Raw genomic sequence first — 20819 nt, 5'->3', positions numbered from 1 at the left:
GTGCTCCTCGGACGGATCTCGGTACGGGAAGCGGCCCAGGCTAGCGGGTCGGCGCGTACGACGCGCCGTGCCGGAGGCCCGGGGCCGCGACCTTGACGCGTCCAGGCGTCCCGACCCCGGGCTTCCGGTTCGGCAGCGAGAGCCGGAAGACCTTGTGCCAGGCGGAGAACACCTGCTTGGGCAGCGGCCCGGTGACGTACTCCAGCTCGTACTTCTCGAACAGCGCGCGGACCTTCACCGCGACCTCGGCGTACCGGTTGCTCGGCAGGTCCGGGAACAGGTGGTGCTCGATCTGGTGCGACAGGTTGCCGGTCATGAAGTGCATGGCCCTGCTGCCGCTGATGTTCGCCGAGCCCATCATCTGGCGCAGGTACCACTGGCCGCGGGTCTCGCCGTCGATCGACCGGCGCTCGAAGACCCGTACGCCCTCGGGGAAGTGCCCGCACATGATCACCGAGTGGGTCCAGACGTTGCGGACCACGTTCGCGGTGAACGTGGCGGCGAGCGTGGTGGGGAACGACGGGCCCGACAGCAGCGGGTGGATCACGTAGTCCTTGAGCACCTGCTTGCGGATCTTGCGGCCGACGGCCCTGGCCCGCGCGCGGAACTCGGGGTTCCGGCGGCGGCGCTTGTCCAGGTTCTTGCCGAGCTCCAGGTCGTACGCCGCGATGCCGTACTCGAAGAAGCAGGCGTTGACGAGGTTCCACAGCGGCTGGCCGAGGTGGAGCGGGTGCCACTTCTGGTCCTCGTCGACGCGCATGATGCCGTAGCCGAGGTCGTTGTCCTTGCCGATCACGTTGGTGTACGTGTGGTGCAGCTCGTTGTGCGAGTGCTTCCACTGCTCGGACGGCGAGACGTGATCCCACTCCCAGGTGGTGGAGTGGATCTTGGGGTCCCGCATCCAGTCCCACTGGCCGTGCAGGACGTTGTGGCCGATCTCCATGTTGTCCATGATCTTCGCCACGGACAGGCCGGCGGTGCCGAGCAGCCACGCGGGCGGGAAGGCCGAGAACAGCAGCACACCCCTGCTGGCCAGCTCCAGCTTGCGCTGCGCCGAGATGACCTTGCGGATGTAGGCGGCGTCCTTCTCGCCGCGGTCGGCGATCACCTCGTCGCGGATCGCGTCCAGCTCGCGGCCGAGCTCCTCGATCTGCTCCGGGGTCAGGTGGGCGGTGGGGTCGATGGCGGTCAAAGGCGCTCTACCGTTCGATGTCGCAGGGGCCCGCCGCGGCGGACACGCAGGTCTGGATGAGGACGCCCGGCTCGGCCTCGGTGATCTCGCCGGTGCGCAGGTCGCGGACGGCGCCCGCCTTGAGCGGCGTGACGCAGCCGAAGCAGATGCCCATGCGGCATCCGGAGGGCATCAGCACGCCGGCCTCCTCGCCGACGTCCAGCAACGGCGTGGCGCCGTCCGCGGCGACGGTCCTGCCGGTGGCGCTGAACGTGACCTCACCGCCGCCGCCCTCGCCTTCGCTGCCGTCACCGGCGACGACGCGGGGGCGGAAGCGTTCGGTGTGCAGGCGCTCTCGGACGCCGTGCTCGGCCCAGTGCTCCTCCGCGGCGTCGAGCAGGCCCGCGGGCCCGCAGGCCCAGGTCTCGCGCTCGGCCCAGTCGGGCACGAGTTCGCCGAGCCGGGCGACGTCGAGCCTGCCGTCCGTGCCGGTGTGCACCTCGGTGAGGCGCAGCCTCCGGTCCGCGACCAGGCCGTGCAGTTCGTCGCGGAAGATCACGTCCCGCGGCCGCGGCGCGCAGTGGACCATGACGACGTCGTCGAACTCGGCGTCGCGCAGCATGCCCATCACGGGCGTGATGCCGCTGCCGGCCGTCAGGTAGAGCACCTTGGCGGGCTCGGCCCGCGGCAGCACGAAGTCACCGGTCGGCTGGTCGAGCTGGACCAGCGTGCCCGGGGCCGTCCGGTGGACCAGGTGATTGCTGACCTTGCCGTCCGGGACCGCCTTCACGGTGATCGTGATGCGGCCGTCCGGGCGGTTCGTCGGCGAGGTGAGGGAGTAGGCACGCCACAGGCGCCTCCCGTCGACGTCGACCCCGATCCGCACGTACTGGCCGGCCGTGTGGCCGCGCCAGCCCCGTCCCGGCCTGATCACGATCGTCGCGGCGTCGGCCGTCTCGGGGTGCACGGCCTCGATGCGCCCCCGCAGATCGGCGCCCGCGCGCAGCGGGCTGACCAGGTCGAGGTAGTCCGACGGCAGCAGCGGCGTCGTGACCATCTCCAGCAGTTTCCACGCCCTGCTGCGGAGGGTTGCACTCGTCATGGCTCCAGCTTGCTGCGCCTGGGGGCGTAAAGTCCTGACCGTAGGACGTGAATCTGGTCGGCCGAATTGTTCGTAGGAAACAAGAACGTGAGCCATGCAATCCGGAGGGCCGGCGAGCCGGCCCTGGACGAGGCGACGGTCGCCGCGCTTCGGGCCGCTCTGACGGCCACCGCCGACGAGGTCGTCGAGGCGATCATCGACGAGGTCCCTCCCTATGCCAACGCCCTTTCGGGCCGCATGGGCGGCACCATCCGCCGAGCCGTCCGCACCGCCCTGGGGCACTACCTGGACCTCGCGAGCGGGAACGCCACGGGGGGCGACGCCGGTGACGCGGCCTACGAGCTGGGCCGCGGCGAGGTGCGCGACGGCCGTTCGATGGACGCCCTGCTCAGCGCCTACCGGGTCGGCGCCCGCGTGGCCTGGCGGTGCCTGGCGGCGGGTGCCGTACCCGCGGGCCTGCCCGCCGCCGAGGTCGCCAAGTTCGCCGAGCTGACCTTCGCCTACATCGACGAGCTGTCCGCCGCGAGCGCCGCGGGCCATGCCGACGAACTGGCCGCCCAGGGGAGGGCCCACGAGCGCCACCTGGAACAGCTGGCCCGCGACCTGCTCGCCGCCGCGAGCCCGGACGTGCTGCTGGCCTCCGTCCAACGGGCCGGGTGGCAGCCCCCGGTCTCGCTGACCGCGGTCCTGCTGCCCGCCGACCAGGCCCGGCCCGCCTACCGCTCGCTCGACCCGGGCACTCTCGTCCTCGACGACCTGCCGGACGCCACCGGTGTGCTGCTCGTCCCCGATGCCGACCGATCGCACCTCCTGCGACAGCTGACCGGCCGCACCGCCGTGGTCGGCCCGGCACGGCCGTGGAACCGGGCGTCCGCCTCGTACGCGCGAGCCGTCCGCGCGCGCTCCCTCTCCTCCGACATCCGCGACACCGAGGACCACCTGCCCGAGCTGGTGCTGAGCGCCGACCCGGACGCGTTGGCGGACCTGCGGGCCCGAGCCCTCGCGCCGTTGCGGACCCTGCCCGTCACGACCGCACGCCGGCTGGAGGAGACGTTGCGGGCGTGGCTGCTGCACCAGGGCAGGCGGGACGAGGTGGCGGCGGCGCTGTTCGTCCATCCTCAGACGGTCCGGTACCGGATGTCGCAGCTGCGGGAGCTGTTCCCGGATCTCGCGTCGCCGCACCGTGTCCTCGAACTGACCCTGGCGGTGGGTCTTCGGACCGGCTGACGCGTACGTCGATCCGACGGTCTCCCGGCCGGTCGCCGCGCGCCCGGTGTCGATCCTGTGGAATGCGAGGTGGCGTGCCGCGCGGTGCACTACGGTCACGGGTGTCGAACACGGTGACGGACAGGGGCGGTCGGATGTTGACGGAGGGACTGGTCGCGCTGGCCGCGGCCGGAGGCACGGCGGTCGTCCAGGCGGCCGGGACCAGCGCCTGGCAAGGCTTGCAGCAGTCGGTCGCCCGGTGGTTCGCCCGGGGCGACGGTGAGCGTGAGCGCGTCGAGCTGGAACGGCTCGACCGGAGTGCGGCCGCGCTGCGAACCGCGCAGGACGACGAACGGGCCGGCGTGGGCAGCGGGCAGCAAGGCGCCTGGCAGGCCCGCTTCGAGCAGGCACTGGAGAACCTCGGCGACTCCGAGCGCGAGGAGGCCGCCGAGCTCCTGCGCGCCCTGCTGCGGACGCACGCCCCGGCAGGCGGAGCGCAGGCGCCCGCCGAAGGCCCGGCGATCCACGGCAACGTGGACATCCGGGCCGATCACGGTTCCGTGGCAGCGGTGCAGATGCGTGACGTCACCGTCGGAACCCCTCCGCAGCCGGGTCCGCAGCAGGGCTGAGCGGGCTCGGAGGCGGTGAAGCCCCGAACGGCACGGCAGGCACGGTCATCTCGGCCACCACGGGTGGCCTCGCGGTCGGGCACGCCGACACCATCACGTACTACGCCTCCGCGCCGGACGCGGGGGACGGTCATCGCGCCGCGCGAACGGTCGGCCCCGATCACCGGCTGGACTCGTACCTGCGAGCCGTCCGGTCCGCGGCCGACCAACTTCCGCAGCCGGGGCTGGTGCCCGAGATCGACGCGCCGGCACTGGCCGATGTCTACGTGCCCCGGCGCCTCTCGATCCGGACCGAGCGGGTCCCCGTGGCCGCCGACCAGGTCCTCACCCGCGCGGCCTCGATCCGGGTCCTGGTGGCCGGACCGGGTTACGGCAAGTCGACGCTGCTGCGGCAGCACCTGCTGTCCGCCTCCCGGCACCTGCTGACGGCGGAGGCCGACCCCGGCAGCCCGGCGCTCGCCCTCCCCGTACTGGTCCGGGCCGGCGACCTGCTCGGTGCGCCCGTGCTGGCGCCCGCCCTGGCGCGCGCGGTGACCGAGGAGTACGGCCCCTTCGGACTGCGCGAGGCGCTGACCGAGGACTTCTTCCGCTGCCCGCCGCGTCCCGGCGCACGGTGGCTGGTGATGGTCGACGGCCTCGACGAAGTGCCTGAGCAGGCGGCCCGGCTGTCCCTCCTCGACCGCCTCGCCCGCGAGGCCAGGCAGACGGACTCGCCCTACCGGTTCCTCGTCGCGACCCGCCCCCTGCCCGGCGGCGAACTCGACCGGCTGCCCCGCGCCGCCGACATCCTCACGCTGGAGCCCTTCACGGACGCCGACGTGCGCACCTACGTGCGCAGACGTCTGCACGCCCGACCCGACGCCGACCGTCACGTCCGGGCGTTCCTGGACGGTGTCCGCCGGACCCGGCTGGAGGAACTGGCCCGTATCCCGCTGATGACCGCCATGCTGTGCCACCTGTACCAGGCCGACACCGAGCGCCCCCTGCCCGACGGCCGGGCCGGGGTCTTCCGGTCCTTCGTCGAACTGCTCTACGAGGAGAACGTCCACAAGGGCGTCAGCGACCTGCACGACCAGGCTGTCCGGATCCTGGTCAACCGCTACCAGATCCCGGAGGACCGCCGCACCGTCGAGAGGGCCGCGGAGCGGGCCCGGGAACACCTGCCGCTCCTCATCGACCACCTGGCCCACGAGCGGATCAGCGGGAACCGGGCCCCGGCCACCGCGATTCTCGCCGCCCACCCGCACGCCCGTCGGCCGGACAAGGTCAAACCACCGCTGTGGGACGCACTACTGGCCTCGCTGCTGCGCTCCTGCGGCCTGCTGGCCGGCCAGGGCGGTGACCTCGAGTTCCTGCACCCCACCCTCCAGGAGTACCACGCCGCACGTCACGCCACCCGCGACCCCCGGGCCCGCACGCTGCTCTTCGACCGGCTGTTCCCCGCCCAGGGGCTGCGCGACAGACTGCGCCGAGCGAGCCGGCGTACGTCCGACCTCGAACCCCTGGATCCGCTGGGTCTGCAACCGTCCTACCTGGGCTTCCTCCTCGACGCGCTGCTGGCCTCCGAGGGGCCGCCGGCAACGGCTACGCTGCGGGCCGTGGAGGGCCTCTTCGGAACCGCGGATATCACCGCGTACCACCTGCTCAAGGCGCAACTCCAGCTCGGCACCAGCCTCCCGCGTCCGAAGGTCGCACAGTGGCTGACCGCGTACGCGAACAGCCCCGCCGCCGACGACCGCAGTCGGGTGGAGGCCGCCTGGGACCTCGCCGAGCTGGAGGGCCACCTCGCCGACGGCGCGCGACTGCTGACCCGCCTCGCCGGTGACCGCGCCCTGCACCCGGACCACCGCAGCTGGGCCGCCGAGATCCTGGCCGGGCTGGCGGGCCACGGAACCGCCGGTGCCACGATGCTCCTCCGGCTCATCGACGAGGAGGCGCCCTACAACGCCCCGGAGAACCTTCTCGCCGGCGCCCGAGTACTGGCCCGGCTCCCCAGCGTCGGCTTCCTCGGCGTGCAGCTGCTCACCGAGTGCGCCACGGACCCCGAGACCGAGGACCACCTCCGCTGCACGGCGGCCCGCTACCTCACCGAACTGGAGGAGCACCACGAGTCCGGTGCCGCCCTGCTGCTCCACCTCGCCCAGTACGGCTCCATCACCGCCGCGCGGTACCTCTCCAGGATGGATGAGCCCCACCGGGAGGACGGAGTGGGCCTGCTCACCGCGTTCGCGGGAGACGGCGCCACGACACCGGGCGACCGGGCGAGGGCGGCCACGGCACTGGCTGCTGTGCCCGGCTACCAGGACCGCGCGGTGCGCCTGCTCACCGAGCTGGCCCGGGAATCGATCGCCGGAAGCCACTCACAACTATCGGCCGCCGAGCACCTTGCCGCGGTGGACGCGGAAGCAGCCGCGGAGCTCGTCCTGCCCGTCCTGTCCGGCCGCAGCCTCCATCCGGACAACCGGCTGCGCGTACTCCTGCTCCTGGCACGGTCCACCACCCACCAGGGCGAGGCCGTTCGACCGCTCGCCGGCATCGCGGCCGACCCGGCCACGGATGTGCACCACCGCATGGACGCCGCCTCGGCGCTGGCCGAGCTGGACGAGTACCGCGAGGAAGCGGTCGACCTGCTCCTCGGCATCGCCCGGGACGGGGGCGTCGACGTCTGGGACAGGATCGCCGCTGCCTCCAGACTCGCTCAGTGGGGCGAGGAACGCTCGGCCGAGCTGCTGTCGGCCTTCGCCACGGATCCCGCGGTGCTCTCCGACCTCAGGATCACCGCGGCCGGCTCCCTCGCTCTGCTGGACACCCACCGCGCCGAGGGCCTGCGGATCCTGAGCGCCTGGGCCAACGACCCCCGGGCTGACAAGGAGCTCCGGACCCGGGCCGCTACCTCGCTGACCGTCTCCGACCTCTACCGGATCCGCCGCTGATGCCTGTCCGGCCGCTCGGCGGGGACGGCGCGGCGGCACTCTCCTCGCCCCCTCCACGGCGCCGCTCGGAACGCACCGGCCGAGGGCTATGCCGCGGCGCAGCCCTCGGTGTCCAGCAGCTCGGTGAGCGAGGCCCGGTGCAGGGCCATGACGGGTTCGAGCAGGTCGGGGTGACGGAGCAGGACGGCGGCTTCGCTGTCGCGGGCGCCGGGCCGGGCCAGGCGCCGCAGGCCGGGGGCCCGGGCTTCGGCGGGGAGCCCGGTCGCGGCCGGCAACCGGTGGGCGCGCGCGGTGACGGCCGGGTCGGCCAGGAAGCACGCGGCCCAGCTGACGACGGTCTCGTCCACCCAGGTGCGCCAGGCGGCGTACGCGGGCTCGGCCTCGTTGCCGGTGAGCCGGTCCAGCCGGTCCGATCCGCCGGGGCCGAGCAGGTGCAGCAGTTGCACGTCGAGGTCGCCGGGGTAGCGTAGGTGGGCCGCGAGGCTCGCGGCCTGGCGGGCTTGCGCCTCGGCCAGCGCGGCGTTGAGCGCCCCTGGCGGCGGCGGGTAGGCGGCCAGCAGCCAGCGGGCGGAGGCTGCTATGACGGGGGTGAGGTCGGTGGGCACGGCGATCGGTCCCTCGTGGGCGGGCTCGCCGGTGTCCGTGGTGCGGGGCGGAGCGAGCTGCTCGTATGCGGGGCTTCGCTGCCCTGCTGCTGGCCGACCAGTGTAGGCGGGCGGGCACGGCGGACGGCATGACCTGCGTCACGGCCTGCCCGAACGGCCTGCCCGAACGCACCGGCCCGGGGCAGACCCTGGAACGGGCCGGCCCCGGGCCGGGTTCTCGCGGGCAGGTGGGTCAGGACCTGCCACGGCCGGTGACGAAGTCGCGGGCGCGGTCGACCAGCCCCGCGCCCGGGGCGAGCAGCTTGCTGGCCCCGGGGCTGCTCGGGGCGGCCGGGTGCGGGCGGGTGGGGGCCATCGCCTTCGCGCGGCGGACCTTGTCCCCGAGGTCGTTCAGCTGCTCGGGCGTACAGGCCTGGGCCAGCCTGGGGAACAGGTTGTTCTCCTCGTCCTGGACGTGGCTGGTCACCTCGTCCATGAGCTCCCGGAGCATGGCGCTCATCTGGGTGTCGGCCGTGTCCATCTGCTCCAGTTTCTTGAGGAGCTTCTCCACCGTCTCGTGGTCGGCGACCTCCTTGTCCGCGAGGGCGTCCCCGCCCTGGACGTGCTCGCGCACCGCCGGGTAGAGGTACTGCTCCTCGGCCACCGAGTGCCGCACCAGCTCGATGGTGACCTGGTCCACCAGGTCCCGCAGCTCCTGCCCGCGCCCCGTCATCGCCCTGAGCCGGGCGAACATCTCCTCCACCTCCCGGTGGTCGGCCTGCAGCTCCGCGATCACGTTCCCGCCGTGCCCCATCGTGTTCCGCCTTCTCTGTTCGCGGCCGGGTCCGTCCCGGTCCGAAGGGCAGTGATCCCCGTCTCGGGCGTGGCACCCGGGCGAGTCGCCCGCCGCTCACCCGATCGGCTCCGGACCGGGGTGGCGCAGGCCGAGCGGTCGCGGGGCTACAGTCCGGGGGCGTAGGGGGCGATGCCGATGATCAGGATGTCGCGTCGGCCCTGGTCGCCGTCGTCGCCGAGGCGGACGGGGCCGACGTAGTGGCTGACGCGGCAGTCGTGGACGCCGTAGCCGTCCAGCGGCTCGGTCAGGACGAAGCGGTCCAGGAGGTCCTCGGGCGCCAGCGCGTCGGGTTGGCGCCCGGCGCTCCCGGGGGTGGCGATGACGTTCTCGCCGCCCTCGACGTTCCGTCGGCCGATCAGGTGGGCGAAGGTGAAGGTGGCCGGTGAACCGCCGTCCTGGTGCAGGCAGTTGGGCGAGGAGACGGCGACCTGCCCCTGGCCGTGCACACCGAGCGAGATCAGGTGGACGCCGACGTAGACGGGCGCGCGGTGCAGGTCCTCCAGCCACAGGGCGTGGCCCAGGTCGGCGCGGATCAGGGCGTCGAGCAGCCGGTTGTCGTGCAGGGCCGGCGGGATGTCGGGCAGCCGGCGGCGCACCCTCGGGTACTCCGGGTTGTGCTCGTCCTGCCAGTACTCGGTGACGGTGCCGAACTCCTCGTCGGGCGCCCCGGGGATGTACGACAGCTCACCGGTCCACGGCAGGTGGACGGCGTGCGAGTAGCGGCGGAACCGGTGGGTCTCCCGCGCGTACGGGTCCGCGGGCAGGTCCCCGTAGGCCTCGGCCAGCTCGGCGAAGTCCGCCGCCATCGCACGGGTGTCGATGCCCAGGTCGGCGGCGCCCAGTCGGGCGTAGCCGTCCCGGCGGACCCGGACCGCCTGCTCCTCCGCCGGCGCCCCGGCCACCCGGCCGGACATGTTCGCGAGGTCGTCCATCGGCTGCTCCCTACGGTCCTGGTCGGTCCTCGGCACGGGTCCGCTTCCCGGCCCGTGTCCGACCGCCTCTCTCCACGCTGGCACGCCCAGGGTGGACACACCGCCGGGGCGTCCCCCGTGCGGATGAGTGCGGGGCCGCGAAGGCTCCGGCTCCGCGGCTGCGGCCGGGTTCTCGGACGGGAGCATGCAGCGCGCCAGGTCGTCCACGACCGCGCGCAGGCCGCCCCGCCGCTGCACGGCGCGCTGGCGGTGGGCACCGCTGCCCCGGGCGGCCAGCCGGTCGACGAAGTCCGCCGCCCGTTCCAGGTCCCCCAGGTCCTCCAGCGCGGCGCCGATGTGCTCCAACAGCCGCCGGGCCCGCTCCGGCGCGGGCAGCATCCGCCCGCTCAGCGCGTCCGCTCCCGGCCCCGGCCAGCCGTCGCGGGTGGCGTACCAGTACGCGCCGCGCAGCAGCTCACCGCTCGGGGCCGGGCCCGGATCGCCCGCCTCCACGAGACGGGCGGAGGTCACCACCAGTCCCCGGACGACGGCGGCCAGCGCCACCGAGTCGGCGGCCTCGGCCGGGACGTCCATGCACCGCACCTCCAGCGTCGGAAACCGTGGGTGGGGCCGGGTGTCCCAGAACGGCAGCTCGGCGAAGGAGCTCCCGCCGACCTCCGCCATCGCCGCGGCGATGCGCCGGTAGTCGTCGAAGGACCCGACCCGCGGCGGCGGACCGAGGGAGGGGAAGCGCAACCGCAGCACCGAGCGCCAGCTCGCGTACCCGGTGTCCCGGCCGGCGTGGAAGGGCGAGTTGGCGCTCATCTCCACCAGCAGCGGCAGCCAGGGGCGCAGGTGGTTGCCGGCCAGGGCCGCCACCTCCCGGTCGGGCAGGCACACGTGGACGTGCAGGGCGCAGACGGCGAAGTCGTCCATCAGGGTCCGGAACAGCTCCACCCCGTCGCGGTACCGGGGGTGCTCGCCCACCGGTACCGCGCCACCGCCCCCGAGCACGGGCGTCGCGCTCGGGCACACCGCCACCCCCTCGGCCGCGGCGCAGACGGCGAGGTCACGGCGCAGCCGCGTCAGCCGGGTGGACAGCTCGGCCATCGTGGCGCACGGCGGCGTCCGCCCCTCGATCTGGAGATCCGTGAACTCCCCGGACACCTGGTCACCCAGGACCCGGCCCGCCCGCGCCGCCAGCCGTGGTCCGGCCGGCACGACGGCGCGGCTGTCGGCGTCCACGAGGAAGTACTCCTCCTCGACTCCCACCGTCGGTGGCGACCCGCCTCCCGGCTCCGCGCCCCGTGCGGGAGCAGGGTCCCGGTCGCGTCGTACCGTGTCGTCGTCCACGCCACCAGGGTCGCCCGCGCGCCGCCCGCCGTCATCCGGTACGCGGTCCGAGCCGGGCGGCCGACCGATCTGCCCCCGCACCGGCCGCGTGCCGGGCGCCGGGCCGGGTTCCCCGGAGTCAGGCCGCGACATGGGCGCCGTGGACGAGGGGTGCGCGCAGGGACGTCCGCCCGGCACGCCAGGACACGAGCAGGTGCTCCGCGAACCGGTCGCCGACCACACCGGCGGCGGCGATGCCGAAGGCGATGTCCTGCGCCAGTTCCGGTTCCACGGCGAGCAGTTCCTCGATGACACCGCGGCGCACCAGCTGCTCGTGGACGGCGTCGGCCTCGACGTGCTCGCGGTAGAACAGGGTGCCGTCCGCGCCGCCGCCCAGCCGTTCCAGGGCCCGGGCGAGCCGGGCCGAGCCGGGCGATGAGGTGATCTCGATGGCCGCGAACTGTCCCACGGCCGCGCCGCGGAGCGCGCGGTGCAGTCCGAAGAGGGTCATGAGGTTCACGACGGCGAGCATGGGGGCGGGAACGAGGTCCCGGTAGTGCCCGTAGCCGGGGTCGAGGCCGAAGGCGGCCATCATCCGGGCGTAGAGCAGCCAGTGGGCGCGGTCCGGGCGGCCGGCGCCGTACTCGTCGTAGGCGACCGCCATCAGGGTCGCCTGCGCGGGGCCGTGGATCCGCGGCAGGACCCACAGTTGCGGGTCCGCCTCCTTGAGGTGGTAGACGGACCGGTGCACCAGGTACTCCCGGGCGTGCCGCCGTTCCCCCTCGGCCAGCAGGAAGTGCGAGGGCCCGCTGCCCTCGGCCGGCTCCACCAGTAGCTGTTCCAGCAGCTCCGGCAGGGGCGGTACCGGTTCCGTCTCGGCGCGGACCGCGGCCAGGAAGGCGTCCTCCAGCCCGCGCCGCAGGGTGAGCAGGGCGGGATCCCACTCCCAGCCGGGGTGGACGCCCGGCAGGCCGCGGTCGTGGAGCTCGTAGCAGAGGTGCAGTGCCAGCTGGTGGTCCTCGCCCCAGGGGTCGTCGAAGGGGCCGCCCGGCACGGGGCCCCCGGCCGGGCCGGGCGGCGGCCCGGCCGTCACGAGGTCGAGCACCGCCGCCGACAGCGGCCCGCGCGGCTCGGGAAGCCGTGGGCCGGCCGGACGGACCGGCCCGCCACGGCCGGGCACCGGTGCCCGCTGCTCGCGTCCGCCCATGATCTCCGCCTCCTCGCCTCTCACTGCCGCCCGCCGGAGCGGCGAACCCGCAGGACCGGGCGCCGGCGGGCGGTCACGGTGTGCCGCGACGGCCCGCCGCGCCCGTCTCGCTCATCTGCGCCGCCCCAGGCGTACGCCTCCCAGGACCAGGGCGACGACGAAGAGCACCGCGCCGATGACCAGCAGCCACAGCAGGCCCTTCACCAGTGCGCCGACGAAGCCGAACACCACGGCGATGAGCAGGATGAACAGGAACAGTGCCACGACGGCTCCTCCCTTCTCGGTTCCCTCGCTTCGGTCGTTCCGGTACGCGGATCCACCCGCTGGTTCCGACGTCTGCCCGCAAACGGACTTCGTACGCACCGGGAGGGAACACCGGCCCGTGCGTAGGAACATGAGCGGGCCCACGAGCCGCCACCCCGGCAGCGCCCGAGGCTGCCGCCAGGGGTGTGACGGGGAGCCGTGCGCCGTGTGGGCGCCGCCGGGGCGGGGGAGTCTGGTGCGATGGAGAGGGAGATCACCGTACGGGTCGACGGCACCGCGCGCCGGCTGACCGTCGACACGCGCACGACACTGCTCGACGCGCTGCGCGAACGGCTCGGAGTGACGAGCCCGAAGAAGGGTTGCGACCACGGACAGTGCGGCGCCTGCACGGTGCTGTCCGGCGGCCGCCGCGTGCTGGGCTGCCTCACGCTCGCGGTCACCCAGGACGGCGCCGAGGTCGTCACCGCCCAGGGCCTCGCCGCCGACGGTCTCCACCCGGTGCAGCAGGCCTTCGTCGACTGCGACGCGCTCCAGTGCGGGTACTGCACCCCCGGACAGGTCGTCTCCGCCGTCGGGGTGCTCGACGAGTTCGCGCAGGGCTGGCCGAGCGCCGTCACCCGGGGCCCGGGCGCACCCGAGCCGGGGCGCGCCGAGGTGGCCGAGCGGATGAGCGGCAACCTGTGCCGCTGCGGGGCCTACGTCAACATCGTCACCGCCGTGCTGCGGGCAGCGGGCCGGCCCGCCACCGATCCGGAGGTGTCCGGGTGAGACCGTTCGACTACCACCGCCCCGCCGACGCCGCGGACGCCGTGCGCAGCGTCGTGGGCCGTCCGGACGCCGTCTTCCTCGGCGGCGGGACGAACCTGGTGGACCACCTCAAGCTGGGCGTCGCCCGGCCCGGCCTGGTCGTCGACGTCTCCGGCGTCCTGTCGACCGGGGTCGAGGAGCTCGGCGACGGCGCCCTGCGGATCGGCGCGGGTGTCAGCAACAGCGCGCTCGCCGCGCACCCCCGGGTGCGCGAGTGGTTCCCGGTGCTGTCACAGGCACTGCTGTCGGGGGCGTCGGGGCAGCTGCGCAACATGGCCACCACCGGCGGCAACCCGTTGCAGCGCACCCGCTGCGTCTACTTCCAGGACGTCACGACCCCGTGCAACAAGCGCGAGCCGGGCTCGGGCTGTTCGGCGGTCGGGGGATGGACCCGCAACCACGCCGTCCTCGGCGCCTCCGAGCACTGCATCGCCGTCCATCCCTCGGACATGGCGGTGGCGCTGGCCGCGCTCGGAGCGCAGGTGCGGGTGCTCGGCCCGGGCGGCGAGCGCACGATCCCGTTCGTCGGCCTGCACCGGTTGCCCGGCGACGCGCCCGAGCGCGACACGGTGCTGGAACACGGCGAGCTGATCACCGCGATCGACCTGCCGGGACAGCCGATCGCCCGCCGCTCGGCCTACCGCAAGGTACGGGACCGGGCCTCGTACGCGTTCGCCCTGGTCAGCGTGGCCGCGGCGCTCGACGTCCAGGACGGGGTGGTGGCGGACGCGCGGATCGCGTTCGGAGGCGTGGCGCACGCTCCCTGGCGCGCGTACCGGGCCGAGGAGGCCCTGCGGGGCGCTCCCGCCACGGAAGCCGGCTTCCGGGCCGCCGCGGACGCGGAACTCGCCGCCGCCCGGCCGGTCGAGGGGCTGGGCGGCGGCAACGCGTTCAAGATCCCCCTGCTGCGCCGCACCCTCGCCGCCACGCTGCGCGGCCTGACCGGGAAGGACACCCCGTGACGCTCCCCGACGAGCCGGCCGCCATCGGCCGCGACCTGCCGCGCCGGGACGGCGCCGTCAAGGTCCTGGGCACCGCCACCTACGCCCACGAGACCCCGCTGGCGGACGCCGCCCACCTGTCCGTCGTGCAGGCCACCGTCGCCCGGGGGCGCGTCACGGAACTGGACACCGCGGCGGCCGAGGCGCTCGACGGGGTCGTCGCCGTGCTCACCCACGACCGTGCGGAGCGGCTGGCGTCCGTCGAGGACCGGGAGCTGGCGGTCCTTCAGGACGCGGAGGTCGCCTTCCGCGGCCAGGCCGTCGCCGTGGTCGTCGCCGAGACCTCCGAGGTGGCGACGCACGCGGCCGCCCTCGTCCGGGTCGGCTACGCGCAGCGGGCGCACGACACCGAACTGCGGGCCGACCGCGAGGACCTGTACGCGCCGCGGACGGTGAACCCGGACTTCCCCACGGACACCGCCGAGGGCGACGTGGACGCCGCGATGGCGGCGGCGGAGGTGACCGTCGACGAGACCTACAGCACCGCGCGGAACCACAACAACCCGATGGAACCGCACGCCACGGTGGCCCGGTGGGACCCGGCGGGCCAGGGCTTCCTCACCCTGTGGGACTCCACCCAGGGCGTCCACTCGACGCGGTCCGCCCTGGCGGAGGTGTTCGGCCTCGACGAGGCGCGGGTGCGGGTCGTCTGCCCGTACGTCGGGGGCGGGTTCGGCTCCAAGGGGCGGCCGCACGTCAACGTGGTGCTCGCCGCGATGGCCGCGAGGGCGGTCCCCGGGCGGCCGGTGCGGCTGGCGCTGACCCGGCGGCAGATGTTCGACCTGACCGGGTACCGCACCCCCACCATCCAGCGCTGCCGCCTCGCGGCCGGGCGGGACGGCACGCTGTCCGCGGTCGCCGTCGACGTCGTCGAACAGACGTCGCGCATCAAGGAGTTCGCGGAGCAGACCGGCGTCCCCGCGCGCATGATGTACGCCGCGCCGAACCGGCGCACCACCCACCGGCTGGCCGCCCTCGACGTGCCGGTGCCGTCCTGGATGCGCGCGCCGGGCGAGTGCCCCGGGATGTTCGGCCCCGAGGTGGCGATGGACGAGCTGGCCGAGCGCCTCGGCCTGGACCCGGTCGAGCTGCGGATCCGCAACGAGCCCGCCGTCGAACCCGGTTCGGGCAAGCCGTTCTCCAGCCGTGGCCTGGTCGGCTGCCTGCGGGAAGGGGCCGAGCGGTTCGGTTGGGCCGGGCGCGACCCCCGACCGGGCGTGCGCCGCCGGGGCGACTGGCTGGTCGGCACGGGGGTGGCGGCCTCGACCTACCCCGTCAGCCGGATGCCGACGTCGACGGCGACGATCCGGCGGGAGGGCGGGGGCTACGTGGCCGAGATCGGTGCGGCCGACCTCGGCACCGGGACCTGGACCACCCTGGCGCAGATCGCCGCGGACGCGCTGGGCGTGCCGGTGGAGCGGGTGGAGGTGCGGATCGGCGACACCGACTACCCGGTCGCGTCGGTGGCCGGGGGTTCCTCCGGTATGACGACGTGGGGTTCGGCCGTGGTCGAGGCCGCACGTGCGCTGCGTGCCCGGTACGGGGCCGAGCCGCCGGACGGCGCGCAGGCCTCGGGGAGCGTCGGGCCGGCGGACGACCGCTACGCGATGCACGCCTTCGGGGCCCAGTTCGCCGAGGCGCACGTCCACGCCGACACCGGCGAGCTGCGGGTGGCGCATCTGCTGGGCGTGTTCGCCGCGGGCCGGATCATCAACCCCCGTACGGCGCGCTCCCAGTTCGTCGGCGGGATGACGATGGGGCTGTCCATGGCCCTGTACGAGAGCGGCGTACTCGACCCGCGGACCGGACACGTGGTCAACCACGACCTCGCCGAGTACCACATCGCGGCGAACGCGGACGTCGACAGGATCGAGGCGCACTGGCTCGACGAGCACGATCCCCACGTCAACGCCATGGGCTCCAAGGGCATCGGGGAGATCGGCATCGTCGGGACGGCCGCCGCGGTCTCGAACGCGGTGTGGCACGCCTGCGGGGTACGGGTCCGGCACCTGCCGATCACGCTGGACAAGGTCCTGCCCGCGCTGGAGGAGCGGGCCGGGTGACGCGCGGAGGCCGTCGGGGGGCCCGCGGCTCGGCCTCCGGCACCGGCGGCCTCGGCAACTCCGGTGCTGTGAAACGCCCGTGTTAGCCTGACTGGCATGATCATGAGGGGGCCCGGACAACGGTCGTCCAGCGCGCCGGCCTCCGGTGCGCAACGAGCCCTGATCGCCGCCTGTTTCGTCAGCAGGGTGGGCAACGGTCTCTTCAACACCGCCGCCGTCCTCTACTTCACCCTCGTGGTGCACCTGCCCGCCGCGCAGGTGGGGGCGGGCCTGACGATCGCCGGTCTCTGCGGTCTGGCGGTCGGGATACCGGCGGGCAACCTCGCCGACCGGTACGGGCCGCGCACGGTCTGGCTGACCTCGCTCGCCCTACAGGCCGTCACCATGGCGGCCTTCGTCCTCATCGACAGCTGGCCGGCGTTCACGCTCGTCGCCACCCTGGACCGGCTGGCCGCCGCGGCGGGCGGCGCCTCGGGCGGCGCACTCATCGCCAGGGCCGGCGGTGAACGGCCCGCCGCCTTCCGGGCCAGGCTCCGCACCTTCACCAACCTCGGTGTCGTCACGGGCACCCTGGGCGCCGCCCTCGCGATCCAGACCGACACCCGCGCCGCGTACACCGCGCTGATCCTCGCCAACGCCGCCAGCTTCGCCGGCGCCGGACTGATCGCGCTCCTCGGCCTGCCGAACTACCCGCCGCTGCCCCGGCCCGAGGAACACCGGCAGTGGTCCGTCCTGGCCGACCGGCCGTACGTGTCCTTCGTCGCGCTCTACAGCGCCATGGGCCTGCAGTACCAGACCGTCTCCCTCCTGCTGCCGGTCTGGCTCAGCGCCCACACCGACGCGCCGCGCTGGACCGTGGCCGCGGTCTACGCGGTCAACAGCGGTGTCTGCGTGCTGTTCCAGAGCAGACTGGGTTCCAGGGTGGAGACCCCCCGGCAGGGCGGTCGCTCCTTCCGCCTCGCCGGGCTCCTGTTCCTCGTCAGCTGCCCGTTGATGGCACTGACCGCCGACGTCCCCGTCTGGGTCGCGCCGGTGCTCGCCGTCCTCGCCGTGTGCGTCCACAGCATCGGCGAGGTGTGGGAGTCCTCGGCCGGCTACGCGCTCGGCTTCGGCCTCGCACCCGACCACGCCCAGGGGCAGTACCAGGGCCTCCTCGGCATCGGCTTCAACGCCGGCCAGGCCCTCGCCCCCGTCATCCTGACCGGGGGAGTCCTCGCGCTCGGACACCCGGGATGGCTGCTCCTCGGCGCGTTCTTCGCGGCCCTGGGCGCGGCCGGGCCTCCGGTGGCCGCCTGGGCCGAGCGGAGCCGCCCCGGGAAGCCGGACCCGGGAACCCCGGGGGAAGGCCGGGACGGCGAATCCCCGCTGCTGCGGGCCGAGTAGCGGGCGAGGGCCGGTCACCGTCGGGACGGCCGGACGGCGGGGGTCACCTCCGGCGCGCGCGCAGGACGCCGGTCAGCATCGGAAGGGTGAACTCGCCGGCGCCGGTCTCCGGGCGGGCGGCGAGATAGGCGCGGGACTCGTCCAGCAGGGCCTCGCGCTCCTGCTCCGGCATGACCAGGACGCCCGCCTTCGTGCCGAGGGTCGCGACGAGGGAGTCGGCGGTCCGGCGCTGTCCGTGCGGGAACTCGGCCTGCTCCGCGGAGTCGAACCAGGCCTCCCCGCCGGACCTGGGGAGGTGCATCCGCGCCGTCTCGGTGCGCCAGCCGGCGGGCAGGTCGCGCGGACCGATGGCGGCGGGGCCGGTGACCCGGGCGAGGCCGGCCACCCAGTCGACGCCGTCGTCGAAGACGTTCCACAGGCCGGCCAGGACGCCGCAGGGCGCGAGCACCCGGGCGATCTCCGGCCCCGCGAGGTCCATGTCGAACCAGTGCATGGCGTTGCCGGACACCACGGCGTCGACGGCGCCGTCCGGCAGCGGGATCGCCTCGGCGCTGCCCGGCAGCGCGCGGACGGCCGGGAGCGAGCCGCGCAGTTCGGCCAGCATCGCCGGGTCGGGTTCGACCGAGACCACGTCGTGGCCCAGCGCGGCCAGCGTGGCGGTGAGCTTGCCCGTTCCCGCGCCGAGGTCGAGCACCCGCGGGCCGGGCGCGGCTTCCAGGGCCCACCGCACCGCGGCCCGCGCGTAGTCCGGGCGGTGCTCGGCGTAGGCGGCCGCCGCCCGGCCGAACGACGAGCCGTGCAGCCGCCGTTCGTCCTGGGCCGATGCCCGCCCGGTGGGCGCGGGGCGGCGTGCGTCGTGCTGGTGGTGCTCGGTGGTGCGGTCGGTCCCCGTCATCGTGGCTCCATCCGGTCGGCGGTCCGCGCCGGGTGCGCAGCGCGCGGTGGCCGTCCGGGGTCGACCTGACCCGGACGGCAAGAGCTATCGGCTCGATGTATCGAACCGATACATCGTGACCCTAGGTACCGGCGGGCTCCCGCACAAGGGTCCGCTTCCGCTGACCGGTGATCAGGGCCGGTGGCCGGTGGTTGCGCTGACGCGGTGACGATCGAGCTGCGCGTGCCGTCCACCGTCTCCTGCTACGGCGAGGAGGTACCGCCCCCGGACTGCGGGGGCTGATCGCGCTGTCGGCGGGGGAGGTGCGGGTCGGGGGCGGCTGGTGGACGGGCTGCGGCCGGAAGAGGGGCCCGAGCGGCCGGAGAAGGCGCTGCAGGTGCTGGTGTCCCCGGCCCGGCCACCCGGGCCGCCGGGGGAGCAGGGGAATTGAACGCGTTCAGAAGAGTGGGCTAGGCTGGCTCCGAGGCGCCCGGGGAACCGGGGAACCGAGGTACGAGGGGGAGCCCATGAAGGTCGTCATTCCCGGCGGATCCGGCGCGCTCGGAACGCTGCTCGACCGGAGCCTGACCGCCGCCGGACACCAGGTCGTCGTCCTCAGCCGCAGGCCCGCCGGGCCCCGGCAGATCGGCTGGGACGCGCGGACCCTCGGCGCCTGGGCGGCGGAGGTCGACGGCGCCGACGTCGTGCTCAACCTCGCCGGGCGCAGCGTCAACTGCCGCTACACCGAGGCCAACCGGCAGGAGATGATGGACTCGCGGGTGCAGTCGACCCGGGTCGTCGGCGAGGCCGTCGCGGCCGCCCGCGGCCGCCCGCCGCCTGGCTCCAGATGAGCACCGCCACCGTCTACGCCCACCGCCACGACGCCCCCAACGACGAGCGGGACGGCCTGATCGGCGGCAGCGAACCCGACGCCCCGCCCGCCTGGCGGCACAGCATCGACGTCGCCCTGGCCTGGGAGCGCACCCAGGCGGAGGCCGACACCCCGCACACCCGCCGGGTCGCGCTGCGCACCGCCGCCGTCCTGGGCCCCGAGCGCGGCGGCTCCCTGGACGCGCTCTCCTGGCTGGCCCGGCTCGGCGCCGGCGGCCCGGTCGCGGGCGGCGCCCAGTACGTCTCCTGGATCCACGAGCGGGACTTCGCCCGCGCCGTCGAGTTCCTGGTCGCCCGCGAGGACCTCACCGGCCCGGTCAACCTGGCCGCCCCCCACCCGCTGCCCCAGCGCGAGTTCATGCGCGAGCTGCGCAGTGCCTGGGGCATGCCGCTGGCTCTGCCCGCCACCCGCTGGATGGCCGAGCTGGGCGCCTTCGCGCTGCGCTCCGACACCGAGCTGCTGCTGAAGAGCCGGCGCGTCGTCCCGACCCGACTGCTCGACGCGGGCTTCACCTTCGACCACCCGGCCTGGCCGCAGGCCGCCCGCGACCTCGTCCGGCGGCTGCGCGGACGGTAGGGTCCGGTCCGGCGGCGCGGCGGTTCGTCACGGGGCCGTCACAGCTCCCCGCCGGGGCTTGCCCGGGCCGGGCGCCCCCGGGAGCGTGGAGCCGCACGCGACGGGCGAACCGGGGGCGGGACGGGATGCGGACGATACGGCTGCGGTACGCGCGGCTGCGGGGCGAGAGCCTGGGAGCCGGCTGTCTGCTGGGCCTGGTCACGCTGATCGCGCTGACGGAGTCCGGTGCCACCGCCCCGGCGACGGGTGTGCCGATCGCGGCCGTGGTCGCCGCCGCGGTGGCGGTCGGGACGCCGTACACCTGCCGGCTGCGGGAGGAGGCGGACGGCCTCACCGTGGTCCGGCTGCTGGTCGCCCGGCGCTACGCCTGGTCGGAGATCCGCGGGCTGCTCATGGAGTTCGACGAGGAGGACGAGAGCGGCGTCCGCCGGCTCACCCTGCGGCTGCGCCTGGCGGACCCGCCGGGCCGGTTCTGGGGCCCGCTGTTGGGCCAGTTCACCGTCACCGACGAGGACCGGCCGCGCGGCATCGAACCGCGCGCCCTGGCCGAGCTGTTCGCCCTGTTCGGCCGGCACGGACTGCCCGTCGACCGGCCGGAGTTCGCCGACGCGGTGCTCTCCCTCCACGGGCTGCCCCGGCTGCCGTCCCCACCGGTGCGGACCGTGCCGGTCGGGCCGGTGCCCACGCCGGCGGAGGCCTACGCGGACGCCCCGGGCGTGGAGGAGGAGCAGCGGGACCTCGCGGCCTGCCGGAGCACCGTCAAGAGCCCGCCCCGCAAGCGGCGCGAGTACCTGCTGCGGATCGCGGCGCGGTCCGACCGCGTGGCGCTGGGTGGCGGGGACGCGGACGTCGAGCAGGTGGCGTCGGCGCGGATCGCGGCCGGGTACCTGACCGAGCACGACGGCGCCACCGCCGACGGCGACGAGGCCCGGGCGTACGTCCGCCAGCAGTACCTGGACTGGTCCCGGGCCTCCGCCGAGCCGCGGAACGGCCGGGGGCGCTGACCGCCGGAGGCCCGGGAGTCCGCA

The 20819-nt window shown here is 74.7% G+C and carries 16 protein-coding genes and 1 pseudogene; 9 read left to right on the top strand and 8 right to left on the bottom strand.

Annotated features, from left to right (window positions below):
• Positions 1-40 precede the first annotated feature (40 nt).
• Together ACZ7RU_RS27715 and ACZ7RU_RS27710 are read right to left on the bottom strand one after the other, a co-directional pair.
• On the bottom strand, positions 41-1192 hold the full coding sequence (locus ACZ7RU_RS27715) for a fatty acid desaturase family protein (protein WP_470343685.1): 1152 nt from the start codon (positions 1190-1192) through the stop codon (positions 41-43).
• A 7-nt stretch (positions 1193-1199) separates the two neighbouring features.
• A complete protein-coding gene (locus ACZ7RU_RS27710) occupies positions 1200-2273 on the bottom strand; it encodes a ferredoxin reductase (protein WP_470343684.1) in 1074 nt (357 codons plus the stop codon).
• Between the two features lie 87 nt (positions 2274-2360).
• Here ACZ7RU_RS27710 and ACZ7RU_RS27705 point away from each other — a divergent pair, with 87 nt between their 5' ends.
• The 3 genes from ACZ7RU_RS27705 (at position 2361) to ACZ7RU_RS27695 (ending at position 7041) form a co-directional block, all read left to right on the top strand.
• Positions 2361-3500: a PucR family transcriptional regulator gene (locus ACZ7RU_RS27705; RefSeq protein WP_470343683.1), complete on the top strand. Its 1140-nt coding sequence runs from the start codon at positions 2361-2363 to the stop codon at positions 3498-3500.
• 134 nt (positions 3501-3634) lie between these two features.
• Positions 3635-4108 (top strand): hypothetical protein, encoded by a 474-nt coding sequence (locus ACZ7RU_RS27700; RefSeq protein WP_470343682.1) that lies wholly within the window; start codon positions 3635-3637, stop codon positions 4106-4108.
• 227 nt (positions 4109-4335) lie between these two features.
• The gene (locus tag ACZ7RU_RS27695; protein WP_470343681.1) at positions 4336-7041 is read left to right on the top strand and encodes an NACHT domain-containing protein; all 2706 of its coding nucleotides are present in this window, start codon (positions 4336-4338) and stop codon (positions 7039-7041) included.
• Positions 7042-7127: 86 nt separating this feature from the next.
• Here ACZ7RU_RS27695 and ACZ7RU_RS27690 read toward each other — a convergent pair whose 3' ends face one another.
• From ACZ7RU_RS27690 to ACZ7RU_RS27670, 5 genes are all read right to left on the bottom strand, one after another.
• Positions 7128-7646 (bottom strand): hypothetical protein, encoded by a 519-nt coding sequence (locus ACZ7RU_RS27690; protein WP_470343680.1) that lies wholly within the window; start codon positions 7644-7646, stop codon positions 7128-7130.
• 232 nt (positions 7647-7878) lie between these two features.
• Positions 7879-8439, bottom strand: a complete 561-nt coding sequence (locus ACZ7RU_RS27685; protein ID WP_470343679.1) for a hemerythrin domain-containing protein — start codon at positions 8437-8439, stop codon at positions 7879-7881.
• 146 nt (positions 8440-8585) lie between these two features.
• On the bottom strand, positions 8586-10664 hold the full coding sequence (locus tag ACZ7RU_RS27680; protein ID WP_470343678.1) for a YbdK family carboxylate-amine ligase: 2079 nt from the start codon (positions 10662-10664) through the stop codon (positions 8586-8588).
• A gap of 199 nt (positions 10665-10863) precedes the next feature.
• Positions 10864-11931 carry an iron-containing redox enzyme family protein gene (locus tag ACZ7RU_RS27675; RefSeq protein ID WP_470343677.1) on the bottom strand — a complete coding sequence of 356 codons (1068 nt, stop codon included), beginning with the start codon at positions 11929-11931 and terminating at the stop codon, positions 10864-10866.
• 111 nt (positions 11932-12042) lie between these two features.
• Positions 12043-12195 carry a hypothetical protein gene (locus ACZ7RU_RS27670; RefSeq protein ID WP_387755976.1) on the bottom strand — a complete coding sequence of 51 codons (153 nt, stop codon included), beginning with the start codon at positions 12193-12195 and terminating at the stop codon, positions 12043-12045.
• A gap of 240 nt (positions 12196-12435) precedes the next feature.
• Between ACZ7RU_RS27670 and ACZ7RU_RS27665 the strand changes: the two genes are divergently transcribed.
• The 4 genes from ACZ7RU_RS27665 (at position 12436) to ACZ7RU_RS27650 (ending at position 17449) form a co-directional block, all read left to right on the top strand.
• A complete protein-coding gene (locus ACZ7RU_RS27665; RefSeq protein ID WP_470343676.1) occupies positions 12436-12963 on the top strand; it encodes a (2Fe-2S)-binding protein in 528 nt (175 codons plus the stop codon).
• Positions 12960-13964: an FAD binding domain-containing protein gene (locus ACZ7RU_RS27660; protein WP_470343675.1), complete on the top strand. Its 1005-nt coding sequence runs from the start codon at positions 12960-12962 to the stop codon at positions 13962-13964. Before ACZ7RU_RS27665 ends, ACZ7RU_RS27660 begins: the two co-directional genes overlap by 4 nt.
• On the top strand, positions 13961-16066 hold the full coding sequence (locus tag ACZ7RU_RS27655) for a xanthine dehydrogenase family protein molybdopterin-binding subunit (protein WP_470343674.1): 2106 nt from the start codon (positions 13961-13963) through the stop codon (positions 16064-16066). The genes ACZ7RU_RS27660 and ACZ7RU_RS27655 overlap by 4 nt, the downstream gene beginning before the upstream one ends.
• 96 nt (positions 16067-16162) lie before the next feature.
• The gene (locus tag ACZ7RU_RS27650) at positions 16163-17449 is read left to right on the top strand and encodes an MFS transporter (RefSeq protein ID WP_470343673.1); all 1287 of its coding nucleotides are present in this window, start codon (positions 16163-16165) and stop codon (positions 17447-17449) included.
• A 43-nt stretch (positions 17450-17492) separates the two neighbouring features.
• On the opposite strand, the gene ACZ7RU_RS27645 is transcribed toward ACZ7RU_RS27650, so the two are convergent.
• On the bottom strand, positions 17493-18344 hold the full coding sequence (locus tag ACZ7RU_RS27645; protein WP_470343672.1) for a class I SAM-dependent methyltransferase: 852 nt from the start codon (positions 18342-18344) through the stop codon (positions 17493-17495).
• Between the two features lie 506 nt (positions 18345-18850).
• Here ACZ7RU_RS27645 and ACZ7RU_RS27640 point away from each other — a divergent pair.
• Positions 18851-19791: pseudogene (locus tag ACZ7RU_RS27640) on the top strand (TIGR01777 family oxidoreductase).
• A 125-nt stretch (positions 19792-19916) separates the two neighbouring features.
• A complete protein-coding gene (locus ACZ7RU_RS27635) occupies positions 19917-20795 on the top strand; it encodes a hypothetical protein (RefSeq protein WP_470343671.1) in 879 nt (292 codons plus the stop codon).
• The last annotated feature ends 24 nt before the right edge of the window (positions 20796-20819 follow it).

The organism is Kitasatospora sp. NPDC114501 (assembly GCF_055633695.1).
The sequence above is the reverse complement of the archived record's forward strand: the minus strand, read 5'-3'. Positions and strand labels throughout refer to the sequence as shown.